The organism is Amycolatopsis anabasis, assembly GCF_009765355.1.
GTDB classification, from domain to species: domain Bacteria; phylum Actinomycetota; class Actinomycetes; order Mycobacteriales; family Pseudonocardiaceae; genus Amycolatopsis; species Amycolatopsis anabasis.
This window is the reverse complement of record NZ_VTHK01000010.1, coordinates 223,218-240,545: the sequence shown is the minus strand read 5'-3', so window position 1 is coordinate 240,545 and position 17,328 is coordinate 223,218. Positions and strand designations below refer to the sequence as shown.

Annotated in this window: 12 protein-coding genes; 5 read left to right on the top strand and 7 right to left on the bottom strand. The window is 70.8% G+C overall.

All coding sequences use genetic code 11. The features are described 5' to 3' along the window. Positions 1 to 348: 348 nt before the first annotated feature. Genes FXO23_RS16195 through FXO23_RS16185 form a run of 3 tightly spaced genes read right to left on the bottom strand, consistent with a single transcriptional unit; the run spans position 349 to position 4,678 of the window. A complete protein-coding gene (locus tag FXO23_RS16195; RefSeq protein ID WP_158885580.1) occupies positions 349 to 1,905 on the bottom strand; it encodes an amidase in 1,557 nt (518 codons plus the stop codon). 43 nt (positions 1,906 to 1,948) lie between these two features. Continuing rightward, positions 1,949 to 3,292 (bottom strand): type I glutamate--ammonia ligase, encoded by a 1,344-nt coding sequence (gene glnA / locus FXO23_RS16190; protein WP_158885578.1) that lies wholly within the window; start codon positions 3,290 to 3,292, stop codon positions 1,949 to 1,951. Positions 3,293 to 3,328: 36 nt separating this feature from the next. Continuing rightward, positions 3,329 to 4,678, bottom strand: a complete 1,350-nt coding sequence (locus FXO23_RS16185) for an MFS transporter (protein WP_158885576.1) — start codon at positions 4,676 to 4,678, stop codon at positions 3,329 to 3,331. Here FXO23_RS16185 and FXO23_RS16180 point away from each other — a divergent pair. Together FXO23_RS16180 and FXO23_RS16175 are read left to right on the top strand one after the other, a co-directional pair. Continuing rightward, the gene (locus tag FXO23_RS16180; protein ID WP_179956784.1) at positions 4,677 to 5,639 is read left to right on the top strand and encodes a GlxA family transcriptional regulator; all 963 of its coding nucleotides are present in this window, start codon (positions 4,677 to 4,679) and stop codon (positions 5,637 to 5,639) included. The two genes, FXO23_RS16185 and FXO23_RS16180, sit on opposite strands and share 2 nt — an antisense overlap. A gap of 37 nt (positions 5,640 to 5,676) precedes the next feature. Continuing rightward, complete coding sequence (locus FXO23_RS16175) at positions 5,677 to 6,375, top strand: LppX_LprAFG lipoprotein (RefSeq protein WP_158885571.1); 699 nt, start codon at positions 5,677 to 5,679, stop codon at positions 6,373 to 6,375. A 120-nt stretch (positions 6,376 to 6,495) separates the two neighbouring features. Here the strand turns inward: FXO23_RS16175 and FXO23_RS16170 are convergent, their stop codons facing one another. Continuing rightward, positions 6,496 to 8,097 (bottom strand): alpha/beta hydrolase, encoded by a 1,602-nt coding sequence (locus FXO23_RS16170; RefSeq protein WP_246257325.1) that lies wholly within the window; start codon positions 8,095 to 8,097, stop codon positions 6,496 to 6,498. Between the two features lie 137 nt (positions 8,098 to 8,234). Next, positions 8,235 to 9,803, bottom strand: coding sequence for an alpha/beta hydrolase (locus FXO23_RS16165; protein ID WP_246257321.1), 1,569 nt, complete (start codon positions 9,801 to 9,803; stop codon positions 8,235 to 8,237). Between the two features lie 139 nt (positions 9,804 to 9,942). Between FXO23_RS16165 and secA2 the strand changes: the two genes are divergently transcribed. Beyond that, positions 9,943 to 12,270 (top strand): accessory Sec system translocase SecA2, encoded by a 2,328-nt coding sequence (gene secA2 / locus FXO23_RS16160; RefSeq protein ID WP_158885567.1) that lies wholly within the window; start codon positions 9,943 to 9,945, stop codon positions 12,268 to 12,270. A 164-nt stretch (positions 12,271 to 12,434) separates the two neighbouring features. Further along, positions 12,435 to 14,159 (top strand): NAD+ synthase, encoded by a 1,725-nt coding sequence (locus tag FXO23_RS16155; protein WP_158885639.1) that lies wholly within the window; start codon positions 12,435 to 12,437, stop codon positions 14,157 to 14,159. Positions 14,160 to 14,449: 290 nt separating this feature from the next. Here FXO23_RS16155 and FXO23_RS16150 read toward each other — a convergent pair whose 3' ends face one another. Then, positions 14,450 to 15,904 carry a S8 family peptidase gene (locus FXO23_RS16150; protein WP_158885565.1) on the bottom strand — a complete coding sequence of 485 codons (1,455 nt, stop codon included), beginning with the start codon at positions 15,902 to 15,904 and terminating at the stop codon, positions 14,450 to 14,452. A gap of 52 nt (positions 15,905 to 15,956) precedes the next feature. Then, entirely contained in the window at positions 15,957 to 16,784 is an 828-nt protein-coding gene (locus FXO23_RS16145) for a helix-turn-helix domain-containing protein (RefSeq protein ID WP_158885563.1), read from the bottom strand. Positions 16,785 to 16,889: 105 nt separating this feature from the next. On the opposite strand from FXO23_RS16145, the gene FXO23_RS16140 reads away from it, so the two are divergent. Continuing rightward, a complete protein-coding gene (locus FXO23_RS16140; protein WP_158885561.1) occupies positions 16,890 to 17,303 on the top strand; it encodes an SRPBCC family protein in 414 nt (137 codons plus the stop codon). Positions 17,304 to 17,328 lie beyond the last annotated feature (25 nt).

The following is a 17,328-nucleotide window of genomic DNA, read 5'->3' as shown; positions in this document are numbered from 1 at the left end:
ACATAAAAGCTCTACTGGCTTAGTTCACTAGCACACTGTTGAGTTCTCAAACAACACGCAAATTGTCTGGCAAATCTTCAAGCTTTTTGGCTCCTCCAGGCAAACCGCTACCCTGCGCTTTAGTCGTAGGGTTTGCGGCCCACTTTCGGGCCCGTCGCTCTACGTTACTCGGTCCGATCCGCGGTGTCAAGTCCGCTCGTCCCGGGCTGGTCGGCCGGTCCTTCGGGGCTTTCGCCCTGTCGGCCCGGCGTCCCTGGCGACGAAGAAAAGATTACATGCCCTCCAACCCCTCGAAAACAGGGGGGTCACCAAAACGTGAAACTCCTGGTCAGGGCGGCGAAACCGCGGCTACCCCACTGTCTCGAGGTAGCGCGGCGCCCGGCGGGCGTGGCTCGCCCGTTCGTAGGCTCCCGCGAGCGCGAGCACCTTCGCGTCCGCCCAGCGGCCCGCCATGAACGAGACGCCCACCGGCAGCTCCCCGACGAACCCGGCCGGGACGGTGACGTCCGGATAACCGGCGACCGCGGCCGGGGTCGAGGACGGGATCACGTCGTTGTCCCCGGTCGCGCAGTTCGTCTTCCACGCGGGCGGGTTGGTCGGCGAGATGATCGCGTCCAGCCGGTGCCCCGCCAGCGTTTCGTCCAGAGAACGCTCGGCGAGGTCGGTGAGTTCCGCGCGCATCGCGCGGTACCCCGGATCGTCCGGTCCCGGTGCGGTGAGCGCCTGCTCGAACAGTTCCTGCCCGGCGAAGCAGGTGCGTTCCAGCGGGTCGTCGCGGTTGTACTCGATCAGTGCGGCCAGATCGCGCGGAACGCCCGTTCGCGTGCTCAGGTACTGGTCGATGTCGCGGTGGAACTCGGTGAGCAGGGCCGGGAACTCCAGTTCGCCGAGCCGCTTCTGGTACGGCAACTCCACCTCGACGACCTCGGCGCCGCGGGACCGGAGCAGTCCGGCGGTCCTGGTCATCAGCGCGTCGACCGCCGGCCCCAGCACCGGCAGCCGCCACAGGCCGATCCGCGCTCCGCGCAGGGCGTCCGGCCGGAGCAGCGCGGCGTAGTCCCGGGGCTGATCGGCCGGATACCGGCCGGTCGCGGGGTCGGCCGGGTCGCGGCCTTGCAGCGCGGACAGGGTGAGCGCGGTGTCGACGACGTTGCGGGCCATCGGTCCGGCGGTGTCCTGCTCGGCGGAGATCGGCACCACCCCGGTCCGGCTGACCAGGCCCAAGCTCGGCTTGTGCCCCACGGTCCCGGTCATCCCGGCGGGGCAGACGATCGAACCGTCGGTCTCGCTGCCGATCGCGACCTGCGCGAGCGAGGCCGCGACCCCGGCCGCGGACCCCGCGGAGGAACCGCACGGGTTGCGGTCCAGGACGTACGGGTTGTGGGTCTGGCCGCCCATCCCGGACCAGCCGGAGGTCGGCTTCGCGGCTCGGAAGTTGGCCCATTCCGAGAGGTTCGCCTTGCCGAGGAGCACCGCGCCCGCGTCGCGCAGCCGTCGTACCAGCGTCGCGTCCCGGGCGGGCGGCGTGCCGCGCAGCGCCCGGGATCCGGCCGTGGTCGCCAGCCCGGCGGTGTCGATGTTGTCCTTGAGCAGCACCGGAATCCCGTCGAGCGGGCCGCGCGACCGGCCGGTCCGGCGGCGTTCGTCGCTGGCCCGGGCCTGCTCCCGGGCGGTCGGATCGACCAGGAGCACCGCACGCACGGCACGGTCGACCTTCCCGATCCGGTCGAGGTAGGCGTCGGTCAGCGCCGCCGAGGTGAGGCGGCCGTGCGCCATGCGCGCCTGGAGTTCGGGGATCGTGGCCCGGTCGAGGTCGAAGCCGAGCCCGGGACGTCCGGCCGCGGCGGCCGGGCTCACCAGGGTCAGCATCGCGAGCAGGGCAAGGGGCAGAGCCAGCCTTCGCATGCGCTCACCCCACTACCCCACCGGTTTCCGGTCAACCCGCCATTCAGAGCATCGGCAACAGCGTCCGGAGTTCGTACGGAGTGACCGCGCTGCGGTAGTTGTCCCATTCGACCCGCTTGTTGCGCAGGAAGAAGTCGTAGACGTGCTCGCCGAGCGCCTCCGGCAGCAGTTCGGACCGCTCCATCTCGGTCAGCGCCTCGCCGAGGTTCTGCGGCAGCTGGGCGTAGCCGGCCGCCTTGCGTTCCGGTTCGGACAGCGACCAGATGTTGTCCTCGGCGGCGGGCGGCAGCTCGTAGCCCTGTTCGATGCCCTTCAGGCCCGCGGCCAGGATCACCGAGTACGCCAGGTACGGGTTGCAGGCCGAGTCGAGGGTGCGGATCTCCACCCGGCGCGAGGACGCCTTGCCCGGCGAGTACATCGGCACCCGGACCAGGGCCGAGCGGTTGGCCCGGCCCCAGGACACGGTCGTCGGGGCCTCGCCGCCGCTGATCAGGCGTTTGTAGGAGTTCACCCACTGGTTGGTGACCGCGGAGATCTCCCGGGCGTGGTGCAGCACGCCGGCGACGAACGCCTTGCCGGTGTCGGACAGCTCGTACGGGTCTTCCGGGTGGTAGAACGCGTTCCGGTCGCCTTCGAACAGCGAGACGTGGGTGTGCATCCCGGAGCCGGGCTGGTGGGTGAACGGTTTCGGCATGAACGTCGCGCGCACGCCCTGGGTCAGCGCGACCTCCTTGACCACGTACCGGAAGGTCATGACGTTGTCGGCCATGGTCAGCGCGTCGGCGTAGCGCAGATCGATCTCCTGCTGGCCGGGCGCGCCCTCGTGGTGGCTGAACTCGACCGAGATGCCCATCGCCTCGAGCGTCTCGATGGCGTGGCGGCGGAAGTGGGTCGCGGTCGCGTGGCTGGCCTGGTCGAAGTAGCCGCCGTTGTCCGCGGGCTCCGGCTCGCGGCCGTCCTCGGGCAGGTTGGCGAGCAGGAAGAACTCGATCTCGGGGTGCACGTAGCAGGTGAACCCGGCCTCGCCCGCTTTGGACAGCTGGCGGCGCAGCACGTGCCGCGGATCCGCCCAGGACGGCGAGCCGTCGGGCATCGCGATGTCGCAGAACATCCGCGCCGAATAGTGCCCGCCCTCGGGGGTTTCCCAGGGCAGCACCTGGAAGGTGGCCGGGTCGGGCTTGGCGACCATGTCCGATTCGTAGACACGCGCGAAGCCTTCGATGGCCGATCCGTCGAATCCGATGCCCTCGCTGAAGGCTCCCTCGAGCTCGGCGGGGGCGACGGCCACCGACTTCAGGAACCCCAGGACGTCGGTGAACCAGAGTCGGACGAAACGGATGTCACGTTCTTCCAGCGTGCGCAGCACGAACTCCTGCTGGCGATCCATGGGCGCACCCTATTCGCGACTTGTTAAAGCCATGTTTCACGACGCGCCGACAACCCCGGATGAGCGAATCCTCACGGACAGGTAAGCCGCGATCGCGCAGAGACCACCGGCGACGTACCAGGTGAGGTCGTAGCTGCCGAGGTGGTCGCGGGCGAATCCGGCGCCGAACGCGGCGATCGCGGCGCCCACCTGGTGCGAGGCGAACACCCAGCCGAACACGATCGGCCCGGTCATGCCGAACCGTTCCCGGCACAGGGCGACGGTCGGTGGCACGGTGGCCACCCAGTCGAGGCCGTAGAAGACGATGAACGCCCACATCGGCGGCTCGGTGGTCGGCGCGAACAGCTGCGGCAGCAGGAGCAGGGACAGGCCGCGCAGGAAGTAGTAGCCGCCGAGCAGCCAGCGCGGATCCACCCGGTCGGTGAGCCAGCCCGACGCGATGGTCCCGGCCACGTCGAAGATCCCGACCAGCGCGAGCAGCCCGGCGGCGGTGGTGTGCGGCATCCCGTGGTCGTGCGCGGCCGGGACGAAATGGGTGCTGATCAGGCCGTTGGTCGAGGCGCCGCAAATCGCGAAACCGCCGGCGAGCAGCCAGAACGTCCGGGTGCGGGCGGCGTCGCCGAGCACCCGCAGCGCGCGCCGCGCGGCGCCCCGGTTCGGCGGCGGGGGCGGGATGTCCTCGGTCGCCCCGTAGGCCGTGGTGCCGACGTCGCTCGGCTGGTCGCGGAGGAAGAGCAGCACGATCGGGACGACCACCAGCGCGGCGACGGCGACGGTGAGCGAGGCCGAGCGCCAGCCGTGGCTGCCCGCGAGCGAGGCGATGATCGGCAGGAAGACCAGTTGCCCGGCGGCCCCGGCGGCGGTGAGCACGCCGCTGACCAGGCCGCGGTGCTTCACGAACCAGCGGCTGGTGATCGTGGCGACGAAGGCGAGCGCCATCGATCCGGTGCCGACGCCGACGAGCACGCCCCAGCACAGCAGGAGCTGCCAGCTCGCGGTCATGAACACGGTCAGCCCGCTGCCCGCGGACACCAGGACCAGTGCCGAGGCCACGACCCGGCGCATGCCGAAGCGTTCCATGAGCGCGGCGGCGAACGGCGAGATCAGGCCGTACAGGAGCAGGTTGATCGACACCGCGGCCGAGATGGTGCCCCGGGACCAGCCGAACTCCTCGTGCAGCGGGTCGATCAGCACGCCCGGGGCCGAGCGGAATCCGGCGGCGCCGACCAGTGCGACGAAGCCCGCGACGGCGACCAGCCAGGGCCAGTGCGTTCCCCGCGTCGCCGGGCGGGAGGTCTCCTCGATCTGAGTCACCGGACGAGCTTCGCCGATCAAGGGGGCTCGGACGAGTGGCCGACGAGTCAATATGTGTAAGACTCTGGCCATGTCGCATCGGGTGGTCGTGCTCGCGGTGGCGGAGGTGGTCGGCTACGACCTGACCATCCCGCCGCAGGTCTTCGGGAGCGCGGCGGACGCCGCGGGCCGCAAGCTCTACGACGTGCGGATCTGCGGGCTGGACGACCAGCCGGTCCGGGTGTCGGCCGGGTTCTCGGCGGCTTTCGACCACGGCCCCGAGGCGCTGGCCGAAGCGGACACCGTGATCATCCCGGGCACGCGCGCGTGGGAACCGCGGCGGGAGGGGCGGCTGTCGCCCGCGCTGTCCCGCGCGCTCGGCCTGATTCCGTCCGGTGCGCGGATCATGTCGATCTGCACCGGGGCGTTCGTGCTCGGCGCGGCGGGGCTGCTCGACGGGCGGCGGGCCACCACGCACTGGGCGTACGCGGAGGATTTCCGGCGCCTCTACCCGCGGGTCGACCTGGATGAGCAGGTGCTGTTCGTGGACGAAGGAGACGTGCTGACCTCCGCCGGGCTGGCGGCCGGGCTCGATCTGTGCCTGCACGTGCTGCGGGCGGACCACGGCAGCGAGGTCGCCAACCGGGTCGCCCGGTACTGCGTGGTGCCGCCGTGGCGGGACGGCGGGCAGTCGCAGTTCATCGATCGCCCGCTGCCGCCGCCGGGGGACGGCAGCACGGCGGCGACCCGGGCGTGGGCGTTGGAACGGCTGCACGAACCGCTCGAGCTCGCCCGGCTCGCCGAGCACGCGCGGATGAGCGTGCGGACGTTCAGCCGGCGGTTCAAGGCGGAGACGGGGTTGTCCCCGCGGGCGTGGCTGACCCAGCAGCGGGTGCTGCACGCGCGGCATCTGCTGGAGAGCACCGACCTGCCGATCGACCGGGTGGCCGCGGAGGCGGGGCTGGGAAGTGCGGCGTCGCTGCGGCAGCACCTGAACAGCAAGGTCGGGGTGCCGCCGCTGACCTACCGGCGGACGTTCTCCGGGGCGTCCTGAACTCCGGTGATGTTCACGATTTCGCTACGCTCGCGACATGTTCTGCCGCCGAATTCTTCCGGTGGTCCTGCTGATCCTCGGAGGGCTTGCCGGCTGCACGTCGTCGCCGGACACGAGCGGCCCCCTGCCCGACGGCAAAGGCCTGGTGACCGCCGCCGCGGCCGCGGTCGACGGGCTGCGCAGCGCGCGTTTCCGGTTCGGCGTGAGCGGCAACATTCCCGGGCTCGAGGTGCGGGAGATCGAGGGCCGGGCGAGCCGTGACGGCGGTCCGCACGGGGTCGCGAAGGGCCGCGCGGACGTGCAGGAATCCACCGAGCGCTTCGACGTCGACTACGTTCTGGCGGGCGACACGCTCTACCTCACCTCGGGGGATGGGACGCGAGAACGGCGGCCGGTCCCGGCGGAGTTCAGCCCGGCGGCCGTGCTCGACCCGGCGCGCGGGCTGCGGCGGCTGCTGCTCGGGGTGACCGGGGCGAAGACCGAGGGCAGGGAGGCGCTGGACAAGGTGCCGGCCTTCCGGGTCACCGGGAAGCTCGGCAAGGACGTCATCTCGGCGGTGGTGCCCGGGATCCAGGCCGACGTGGACGTGAAGTTCTGGGTCAGCCAGGCGGAGAGCCGGGATCTGCTGCGGGTGTGGATGCAGGTTCCGCCGCAGCAGCCGAGTGAGGGCGCGATCATGCTGGAACTCAGCCTTTCGGAGCTGAACGTTCCGGTCACCGTCGCCCCGCCGTTCTGATCTCCGGGTCTCCTGGTCGGAGGCGTGCGGCGGCAGGAAGGGAGATTTACTACGGTTCAACTGGAGTAAAGGTCCCTCGCTCCCGTTGAGCCGTAGCGAAGGTCCCTTCCTGCCGCCGGGTCAGCCGGAGCAGCGGGCGCCGTCGGCGGGGAGTTTCAGGGTGACCAGGTAGTCGATCCCGGCCTTGTCGATGCACGAATTGCCGCGCAGGAAACCGGTGTGCTGGGTCCCCTCGACGGTCAGCAGGCCACCCTTCAGCGCCTTCGCCAGGTTGACGCCCGCCTGGTACGGGGTCGCCGGGTCGTTGGTCGTCGAGATGACCAGGGTCGGGGCGAGCCCGTCCGCCTTCGGCTCGTGCGGTTGCGAGGTGTTCGGCACCGGCCAGAACTCGCACGGCCCGAGCGCCACGCCGTCCGGTTTCCCGTCGTCGGCGAACGGCGCCGCCTCGTTCGCCCGCTTCTGCGCGTCCGCGATCCGGTTCTTGTCGGTGATCTTGCGGGCGTCCACGCAGTTGATCGCCACGATCGCGTCCGCGGCGGCGGTGTACTTGCCGTCCTCGCCGCGCTCGTTGTACTCGTCGGCCATGGCCAGCAGCACGCCACCGGTCCGCTGCGCGGCCAGTTCGGCGAGGCCGTAGTTGAGGGGTTCCCAGGCTTCCTTCGCGTACATCGCCGAGACGGTCGCGGTCGTCGCGTCCTCGTACGACAGGACCCGGCCCTTGCCCGCGTCGACGGGTTTGTCGGCCAGCGGCCGGACCAGGTCCTGGTACGTCTTGGTCGCCTTGGCCTCGTCCCGGCCGAGGGCGCAGTCCGGACGCTGGACACACCATTTGACGAACTCGCCGAACGACTTGCCGAAGGCCTCGGCCTGCCGGACCTTCCCCTCGACCTCGTCCTGCGCCGGATCCACCGCGCCGTCGAGCACCATCGCGCGGACCTTGCCCGGGTACATCTCGGCGTAGGTGTAGCCGATCCGGGTGCCGTAGGAGTAGCCGAGGTAGGTCAGCTTCTCGTCACCCAGCACGGCGCGCAGCACGTCCAGGTCGCGCGCGACGTCGCGGGTACCGAGGTTGGCCAGCATCGCGTCGCCGTGCTCGGTGCGCTGGAGGCATTTCTGGGCGAAATCCTTCGCGCGGGCTTCCTGTTTGGTGACGCCTTCGGGTGATCCGTCGCCTTCCAGGTACTCGGCGCGCTGGGCATCCCGTTCCTGATCGGTCAGGCACTGCACTCGGGGCTGGCTCGCGCCGACGCCGCGCGGGTCGAAGCCGACGAAGTCGAACCGCGCGCCGAGGGCGGTCTTCTCGATCGCGGGTACGAGCTGGGCGGCGACCTGGGTGCCGGACCCGCCGGGGCCACCGGGGTCCATGACCAGCGATCCGATGCGCTGATCCGGTTTGGCCGCCTTGTGCCGGAGCAGCCCGAGCGTGATCGTCAGGCCGTCCGGGCGGAGGTAGTCCAGCGGCACGGTCAGCCGGGCGCAGTCCACGCCCTTGACCTGGAACGCTTCCTGGGTCGCCCCGGAGAAGGCGTACGGCGCGCAGTCGCCCCAGGTCAGCTTCTGCGTCGTGTACTTCTGCAGGGCGGCCGGGTCGGGGGTGGCGCTGGTGGACGGCGGCGGGGCGGGCGGCTGCTCGGGTGGCGGATCCGCGGAACACGCGGCCAGGGCGAACAGGCTCGCCGCGGCCAGCGCGGCGGATCGACCGGAAAGTCGGAAGGTAGGCACGCCCGAATCCTGGCAGTGGCCGGTGGCTCGGCGCACGTCGGTAACGCGGCAGGAAGGGAGCTTTACTCCGGTTCAACAGGAGTAAAGGTCCCTCGCTCCGGTTGAGCCGTAGCGAAGGTCCCTTCCTGCCGCCCGCGTCAGCCCGAGCAGCGGGTGCCCTCGGCGGGCAGGGTGCCGTTGACCAGGTAGGCGGTGCCCGCGCCGTCGACGCAGGCGTTGCCCTGCAGGAAGACGGTGTGCTGGGTGCCCTCGAAGGTCAGCAGCCCGCCCTTCATCGCCTTGGCCAGGTTGACCCCCGCCTCGTACGGGGTCGCCGGGTCGTTGGTCGTCGAGACCACCAGCACCGGCGGGATGCCTTCGACCGTCGGCTGGTGCGGCTGCGAGGTGTTGGGCACCGGCCAGAACGCGCACGAGTCCAGCGCGGGCCCGTTCGGGCGGCCGTCGTCCAGGAACGGGGCGGCCGCGTCGTAGCGCCGCTCCGCGTCGGCGATCTCGTTCTTGTCGGTCACCCGGGGGTCGTCCACGCAATGGACCGCGGTGAACGCGTCCTGCGTGGTCGCGTAGTTGCCGCTGCGGTCCCGCTCGTTGTACTGGTCGGCCAGCGCCATCAGAGTCGCGCCGCGCCCCCGTTTGAGGTCGTTCAGCCCGGAGTTGAGCGTCTCCCACAGCTGCTCCGAGTACAGGGCCTGGATCACGGCGAGGGTCGCGTCGCCGAAGGTCAGCCTGCGCCCGTCGCCCACTTCGACCGGGTTGTCGATCAACGGTCGCGCCAGGTCCTGGAACGCCTTCGTCGCGCCCGCCGGATCGCCGCCGAGCGCGCAGTCCTGCTGCGGGGCGCACCACGCGGCGAACTTCCCGAACGCCTTGCCGAACCCGGCACCCTGCGCGACCAGGGATTCGACCGAGTCCTGGCTGGGGTCGAGCGCGCCGTCGAGCACCATCGCCCGGACGTTGCGACCGAACGCCTCGGCGTAGCTGTAGCCGATCCGGGTGCCGTAGGAATAGCCCAGGTAGGTCAGCTTCTCGTCGCCGAGGGCCGAACGCAGCACGTCCATGTCCTTGACCACGTCCCGGGTGCCGAGATTCGCCAGCATCGCGTCGCCGTGCTCGGTGCGCTGGGCGCATTTGGCCGCGAAGTCCTTGGCCTCCGCCTCCTGTTTGGCCACCCCCTCGGGGGAGCCGTCGGTGTCGAGGTCCTCGGCACGCTCGGCATCCCGTTCCGGGCCGGTCAGGCAGCGCACCTGCGGCTGGCTGGACCCCACCCCGCGGGGATCGAAGCCCACCAGGTCGAACCGCTCCCCCAGCGGGCTCTTCCCGACCTGGCTCGCCAGGCTCGCGGCGGCCTGCATGCCGGACGCCCCGGGGCCGCCGGGGTTGACCGCGAGCACCCCGATCCGCTGGTCGGGCTTGCTCGCCTGGTGACGCAGGATCCCGATGGTGATCGTGTCGCCGCCGGGATTCGCGTAGTCCAGCGGCACGGTCAGCCGGGCGCACTGCAGGTCCTTCGAGGCGTACGCGGACCGGGTGCTGTCCGAGGTCGCGTAAGATGCGCAGTCTCCCCAGGTCACCGGCTGCGAATAGAATCTGTCCAGCCCGGCGGGGACGGCTCCGACCGGCCCTTTCGTCTCGGTGACCTGCTTCGGCTTCTCATCGGCGGGATCCGTCGAGCACGCGCTGAGCGTGACGAGCAGGCAGACGCCGACCAAGGCAGCTACCCGAACGGACCGGGACCTGGTTTGGTGGAGGAGTGGCACGGCGTGATCGTGCCATCCTGGCGGGGAACTCGAACGCACCACCACTGCGTTGGGGTGTGGGACCGGTAACACAGAACAACGGGAGCACAGGGTGCCAGCACTGATCAGCCGGATGGGCAAGCGGCTGCGCCGGATCATTCAACGGCCGGCCAGCATCGAGCTGACCCGGTACGAAGCCCTGCTGCCGGCCATCGGCAAGCGCGAGCCCGAACTGGAGAAGCTCTCCGACGCCGAGCTGACCGAGGCCGCCGAGAAGCTGCGCCGTGAGGCCGAATTCGGGGACGACCAGCTGATCGAGGTCTGCGCGCTGGGCCGCGAGGCCGCGCGCCGGGCCCTGGACGAACGCGCCTTCGACGTGCAGCTGCTCGGCACCATGGGCCTGCTCACCGGGCACGTCGTGCAGATGGAGACCGGTGAGGGCAAGACGCTCGCCGGGGCGCTCGCCGCCGCGGGGTACGCGCTGCAGGGCAAGCGCGTGCACGTCATCTCGGTCAACGACTACCTGGCGCGCCGGGACGCGGAGTGGATGCGGCCGGTGTACGAGCTGCTCGGCGTCTCCGTCGGCTGGATCGAGCCCGCGCTGACCCGGGACGAGCGCCGCGAGGCGTACTCGCGCGAGGTCACCTACGGCGCGGTCAGCGAGGTCGGGTTCGACGTGCTGCGGGACCGGCTGGTCACCCGCGCCGAGGAGCTGGCGCAGCCCGAACCCGAGGTCGCGATCGTCGACGAGGCCGACTCGGTGCTGGTCGACGAGGCCCGCGTGCCGCTGGTGATGGCGGGTTCGGTGGACGCGGCGTTCGCCGACGAGGAGGTCGCCAACATCGTCCGGCGGCTGCGGCTCAACCTGCACTACGAGACGGATTCCGACGGGCGCAACGCGTGGCTGACCACCGCGGGCGCCTCGGTGGTGGAGAAGGCGCTCGGCGGCGTCGACCTGTACGACGAATCCGGTTCGGACCGGCTCGCCGCGGTGAACGTGGCGCTGCACGCGCACGCGCTGCTCACCCGGGACGTGGACTATCTGGTCCGCGACGGGAAGGTGCAGCTGATCAACGCTTCGCGGGGCCGGGTCGCCGAACTCCAGCGCTGGCCGGACGGGCTGCAGGCCGCGGTCGAGGCGAAGGAGCAGCTGCCGGCCACCGACCGGGGCGAGATCCTGGACTCGATCACCGTGCAGGCGCTGCTCGCGCGCTACCCGCAGGTGGCGGGGATGACCGGTACCGCGGTCGCGGTCGCCGAGCAGCTGCGCGAGTTCTACCAGCTTGAGGTCGCGGTGATCCCGCCGAACACCCCGAACATCCGGGAGGACCACGAGGACCGCATCTTCGCGTCGCCGTCGCACAAGCTGCGCGCGATCGTCGAGGAGATCCGGAAGGTGCACGAGACCGGGCGGCCGATCCTGGTCGGCACCCAGGACGTCGCCGAATCCGAGGAACTCGCCGAGAAGCTGGCCAAGGCCGACCTGCCGTGCGTGGTGCTGAACGCGCGCAACGACGCGGAGGAAGCGGCGATCATCGCCGAGGCGGGCACGTTCGAGACGATCACGGTGTCCACCCAGATGGCCGGCCGCGGTACCGACATCCGGCTGGGCGGGGCGGACGGCAAGGACCGCGATCGGGTCGCCGAACTGGGCGGGCTGCACGTGATCGGCACCGCCCGGTATCCGAGCAGCCGGTTGGACGGTCAGCTGCGCGGGCGTTCCGGGCGGCAGGGTGACCCGGGCAGCGCGGTGTTCTTCGCGAGCCTGAACGACGATCTCGTGCTGTCCAACGCGCCGGACGTGCCGGACGGGATCGAGGCCGAGGACGGCACCGGCGAGATCACCGATCCGGCCGCGCACCGGCAGATCAACCACGCGCAGCGGGTCGCCGAGGGGGTGCACCTGGAGATCCACCGCAACACCTGGCGCTACACGCGGCTGATCGAGCACCAGCGGCTCGAGCTGCTGAAGCACCGGAACGAGGTGCTGCGCACCGAACTGGCCGCGGAGAAGCTCCGGGAGGCGGCGAAGGAGCGGTACGACGAGGCCGCGGAGAAACTGGGCGAGGAAAAGCTGGTCCAGGTGTGCCGGGAGATCATGCTGTACCACCTCGACCAGCTCTGGTCGGATCACCTGGCGTTCCTGACCGACGTGCGGGAGAGCATCCACCTGCGGGCGCTCGCGCGGGAAACCCCGCTGGACGAGTTCCACCGCACGGCGATCCCGGAGTTCCACAAGATCATCCCGACGATCGAGGAGCGCTCGGTGAAGACCTTCACCGAGGCCGAGATCGGCGAGGACGGCATCGATCTGGCGGCGTCCGGGGTGCGGCGGCCGAACTCGACGTGGACCTACCTCGTCCACGACAACCCGTTCGACTCCGACTTCGAGCAGACCCTCAAGAAGGTCCGTTCGATGATCCGCCGCAAGAAGTCCTGAGCCCGCCGCGGCAGCGGGGGACCTTTACTCCGGTTCATCGAGAGCAAAGGTCCCTCGCTCCCGGCTCGAGGTAGCAAAGGTCCCCCGCTCCTCCGGTACCGGAGTAAAGGTCCCTTGCTCACGTTCTGGGGGCGAGGTGGGGCCGCGTGAGTCAGAATGTGCTCATGCCGCAACTGCGCATCGCGATGCCCCAGGTCAATCCCACGGTCGGCGACCTGGCGGGGAACGCAGAACTGATCCTCGGCTGGACGCGCAAGGCCGCCGAGGCCGGTGCCCACGTCGTGGTCTTCTCCGAGATGGTGCTGACCGGGTACCCGGTGGAGGACCTCGCGATCCGGCCCACCTTCTCGGCCGCATCCCGGGAGAAGGTCGACGAACTCGCCCGGCGTCTCGACGAGAACGGCTGCGGCGACGTGCTCGCCTACGTCGGCTACCTGGACGCGGACGAGGCCGGACCGCGCAACGCCGCCGCCGCGCTGTACCGCGGCGAGGTCGTCGCGCGGCAGTTCAAGCACCACCTGCCGAACTACGGCGTGTTCGACGAGCGCCGCATCTTCAAGCCCGGCGACACCCTGGACGTGCTGCGCCTGCACGGCATCGACATCGGCATGGTGATCTGCGAGGACCTCTGGCAGGACGGCGGGCCGATCGCCGCGCTCGGCAAGGCCGGGGTCGACCTGGTCGTCTCGCCGAACGCCTCGCCGTACGAGCGCGCCAAGGACGACATCCGGCTGCCGCTGGTGGCCGGGCGGGCCGCCGAGGCGAAGGCGCCGATCGTCTACACGAACCAGGTGGGCGGCCAGGACGATCTGGTCTTCGACGGCGACTCGATCATCGTGAACGCGCAGGGCGAATTGCTGGCCCGCGCCCCGCAGTTCGTCGAGCACCTGCTCGTCGCCGATCTCGACCTCGCCGCGGGCGGGCACGCCACCGAAGGCGAACTGGAGGGCCTGCGGGTGCGGCGCCGGGTTCTCTCCGAGGAGCCGTTGCCGCGGTACGAGCCGACCGCCGAGCCGACGATCAGCGAACCCCTGTCCGATGAGGCGGAGGTGTGGTCGGCGCTGGTCGTCGGGTTGCGCGACTACGCGCACAAGAACGGGTTCCGGTCGGTGACGTTCGGCTTCTCCGGCGGGATCGACTCGGCGCTGGCCGCCGCGCTGGCCGTGGACGCGCTCGGCCCGGACGCGGTGTACGGGGTCTCGATGCCGTCGAAGTATTCGTCGGAGCACTCGCGTTCGGACGCCGCCGAGCTGGCGCGCAGGCTGGGCTGCCACTTCCGCGTCGAACCGATCGCGGACATGGTCTCGGCCTACGTGGATCAGCTCAAGCTCGCCGGAAGCGGGCTCGCCGAGGAGAACGTGCAGGCCCGGGCCCGCGGCATGCTGCTGATGGCTCTGTCCAATCTGGACGGACACCTGGTGCTGGCGACCGGGAACAAGACCGAGCTGGCGGTCGGCTACTCGACGATCTACGGTGACGCGGTCGGCGGTTTCGCGCCGATCAAGGACGTGTTCAAGACGCACGTCTGGGAGCTGGCGCGCTGGCGCAACGCGGAAGCGGAGAAGCGCGGCGAGACGCCGCCGATCCCGGAGAACTCGATCAGCAAACCGCCGTCCGCCGAACTGCGGCCGGATCAGCTCGACACCGACTCGCTGCCGGACTACGCGCTGCTGGACGACATCCTCGACGACTACGTCGAGGGCGACCGCGGCTACGCGGACCTGATCGAGGCCGGGTTCGATCCGGCGGTGATCGACCGGGTGTTCCGCATGGTCGACAAGGCGGAGTACAAGCGCCGCCAGTACCCGCCCGGCACCAAGATCACCTTCAAGGCGTTCGGCCGGGACCGCCGCCTCCCCATCACCAACGGCTGGCGAGAGGGCCAGTAACCCGCCCCTTCTCTCTCCCCGCCCGCAGCAAAGGAGATTCGCTGCCGTCGCGGGGCAGCAAGGGAGGTTTGCTGCGGTTACGCGGCAGCGAGGGACCTTTACTCCGGTTATCGGATAGCAAGGGTCCCTTCGCGCCGGTTACCGGCAGGAAGGGAGATTTGCTCCGCCTACGGGGCAGCGGGGGAGATTTGCTGCCGGATAACGGTAGCGAGGGACCTTTGCTACTGCTTGGGTTCTCGCTGAGGGCCAGCGGCGCTGGGCAAGGATCCTGAGTGGGCCCCGTTCGAGGGCTAGGAGACGGCGGCGGTGGGGTTGACGAGGCCGTGGCCGTAGAAGGAGGTTTCCCGGCGCTTCGCGGTGCACACGGCGTCGGGGGTGCCGTCGCCGTTCGGGTCGTAGGTGGCCGGGCAGGGTAGCGGGGTCGCCTGGTCGAGGAGGGCTCGCCGGAGGTGGGTGGCGCTCCAGTACGGGTGCCGGGTGGCGAGCAGGGCGGCCACGCCGGTCGCGTGCGGGGCGGCCATCGAGGTGCCGCTGGCCGAGCGGTACAACCCGCCGGGCCAGGTCGACCAGACCCGCGCGCCCGGGGCGGCGACGGCGACCTTGCCGAAGGCGTAGTTGGAGAAGCTGGCCTTCACCAACTTCTCGTCCAGCGCGCCGGTGCCGACGACGCCGGGCAACTCGTGTGGCAGCCGGATGCAGTCGTTGGTGATCTCGCGGCGGGCCGGGGTGCTGTCCGCGGGGCTTTCCGCATCCACGGTCCGGTGGTCGAGGTCGATGCCCGCGTTACCCGCCGAGGCGACCACGAGCACGTTCCGCCGCTGCGCGTAGGCCACCGCGCGGCCGACCGCGAGCCGGATCGCGGCCTGGTCGATCTGGTCGGCGCAGTTGTACCGCCACGGAATCGACCGGTAGCTGTTGTTGGTCACCGCGAAACCGTGCTCGGCGGCCCAGACGAACCCGCACACCATGCTCTCGGCGGTCTCGTTGTCGTCCTTCTCGGCGAGTTTGACCGCGGCCAGGGAAACGCCCGGCGCCACGCCGACCACGCCGGTGCCGTTGCGCGCCGCCGCGATCGTGCCGGCGACGTGCGTGCCGTGCCCGTCGAGGGTGGGGCGCCACGAGCCCGGGCCACGATCGGCCCAGCCGGACAGGCACGACACCGACTTCCTGGTGTCGACCGCACCGGTCAGCTCGGGATGCGTGTCGTCGACACCGGTGTCCAGCACGCCGACGACCACCCGGCGGCTGCCGGTGCTCGTCTGGTGCGCCTGGTCCAAACCGAGCGCGGTCGCGTCCCACGCGGCGCCCTCGGCGGGCACCTGCCCGCTGTTCGGCGAACCCGGGCCGGTGTACTGAAGATCCCGGCGGGGTGCGAAGTATTCGACGGGGACCTTGGCCGTCCGGGTCGCGCCGACCGCCTCGATCCCGCGCGCTCCCCGCACCGCCGCGGCGAAGTCGTCCCGGGCGGAGTAGGCCACCACGACGCCCACCTGCGGGTACGACGAGACCACGGTGCCGCCCGCCGCGCGCACGGCACGTTCGGCGCGCCAGGTCTGCCCCCGGTTCGCCCTGGTCACCACGACGTAGGGCAGCACGAGCGTGCCGGGCGGTTCGGTGCTGGCCGGAGCGGCGGTCAACTCGGCGCCCACCTCCTCGGGCGGGGCCGCGGACGCGGTCGGCGGAGCCAGCAATCCGGCTCCCAGAACCGCGAACACCGCGGCGGTCGTCACCGAACGCCTGAACATCGCACCCACCACTGACCTCCCCAGTGCCGCAATCGATCCCGGTCCCCAGAACCTAACCGGCCGCACAAGGGCCGATCGTCGGGTCGAGCAGGCCGCGCACCGCCCGCGGCGGGTACCCCACATGCGTCCGCACCGTCCGCGTCAAATGCGCCTGATCGGCGAAACCCAGATCCGCGGCGAGTGCGGCCAGGCTGGGCTCGCCCTGTTCCAGGCGATCCAGCGCACGCCCGATCCGCACGCGATTGCGGTATCGCGTCAGCGACACCCCCAGCTCCCGGGTGAAGGCGCGGCTCAACCGGTACGGCGAGACGCCGAGGGCTTCGGCGAGCGGGAAAAGGCCGCGCGACACCGGATCGTCTTCCGCGATCGCCTGCCGCGCGGCGGCGACGTGTGCCCGGTCGGCCGCGGAAATCCGGTCGGCCAGCGGGGTGGGGCCGGTGACGACCTGGCCGAGGGCTTGGGCGAGCAAGCCGAGCAGTTCTTCGGCGAGGGCGTAGTCGACATCGGCTCCCGCGCGCAGCAGGCGGCGGTGCGCGAGGTCGAGCCGGGCGTCGACGTACACGGCCGGCCGCGCCGGGCGGGTGTCGTCCCCCGCCAGTGCCCGCCACAGGCGGGGCGGGAAGGTCACCGAGGTGCACACGTCACCGCCGGCGGGATGCGCGAACCGTTCCGCCACCCCCGGCGAGCTGAGGTAGGCGACCGTCGGGTCCACATCGGATTCCACACCCGCCGCCCGGTGCCGGAACCGGCCGCGGCGGACCAGCACCAGCCCGTGGCTGCCGCGAGCTTCCGCCGCGGACCAGCCCGCGTGATCGTCCCGGCAGGTCACCGCCGTGACGGTGAACTCCGGCCGGGACGCCAGCTTCTCCCCCGTGCGCACGGGGGAGAAGCTACGCCGGGGGTACGACAGTTCCGCAAGGATGTTCAAGACGACTCCGGAAAACGCGGGCAGGCTGGGCCGGTCAGCACGGGAAGGATGGAGAACATGGCCCACGTCCGCACCGAAACCACCATCGACGCCACACCGGAGGAGGTGTGGGACGCGTTGCGCGACTGGGGCGCGCTGCACGATCGCCTCGCACCGGGCTTCGTGATCGGCACCCGGGTCGAAGGCGACGAACGCGTCGTCACGTTCTTCAACGGCGCGGTGGCGCGCGAGCTGATCGTCGACGTCGATGACGACGCCCGCCGGATCGCCTACGCTGTCGTCGAATCGCCGTTGAACCTGCGGCACCACCACGCGTCCGCCCAGGTTCTCGCGGAAGGCGCGGACCGCTGCCGGTTCGTGTGGACCGCCGACCTCCTGCCGGAGGAAAGCGCGCAACGGGTCCGCGAACTCATGGACCGGGGCACGGCGGCGGTGCAGAACGCATTCGAACGTCAGGCCACTTCGGCCTGACCGGACGGAACGGGGACGCGAAACA

Coding starts and splice junctions, on each gene's coding strand:
- FXO23_RS16195 (WP_158885580.1), bottom strand. CDS start 1,905: ATGCGAAGGCTGGCTCTGCCCCTTGCCCTGCTCGCGATGCTGACCCTG.
- glnA (WP_158885578.1), bottom strand. CDS start 3,292: ATGGATCGCCAGCAGGAGTTCGTGCTGCGCACGCTGGAAGAACGTGAC.
- FXO23_RS16180 (WP_179956784.1), top strand. CDS start 4,677: ATGTCGCATCGGGTGGTCGTGCTCGCGGTGGCGGAGGTGGTCGGCTAC.
- FXO23_RS16185 (WP_158885576.1), bottom strand. CDS start 4,678: ATGGCCAGAGTCTTACACATATTGACTCGTCGGCCACTCGTCCGAGCC.
- FXO23_RS16175 (WP_158885571.1), top strand. CDS start 5,677: ATGTTCTGCCGCCGAATTCTTCCGGTGGTCCTGCTGATCCTCGGAGGG.
- FXO23_RS16155 (WP_158885639.1), top strand. CDS start 12,435: ATGCCGCAACTGCGCATCGCGATGCCCCAGGTCAATCCCACGGTCGGC.
- FXO23_RS16150 (WP_158885565.1), bottom strand. CDS start 15,904: ATGTTCAGGCGTTCGGTGACGACCGCCGCGGTGTTCGCGGTTCTGGGA.
- FXO23_RS16140 (WP_158885561.1), top strand. CDS start 16,890: ATGGCCCACGTCCGCACCGAAACCACCATCGACGCCACACCGGAGGAG.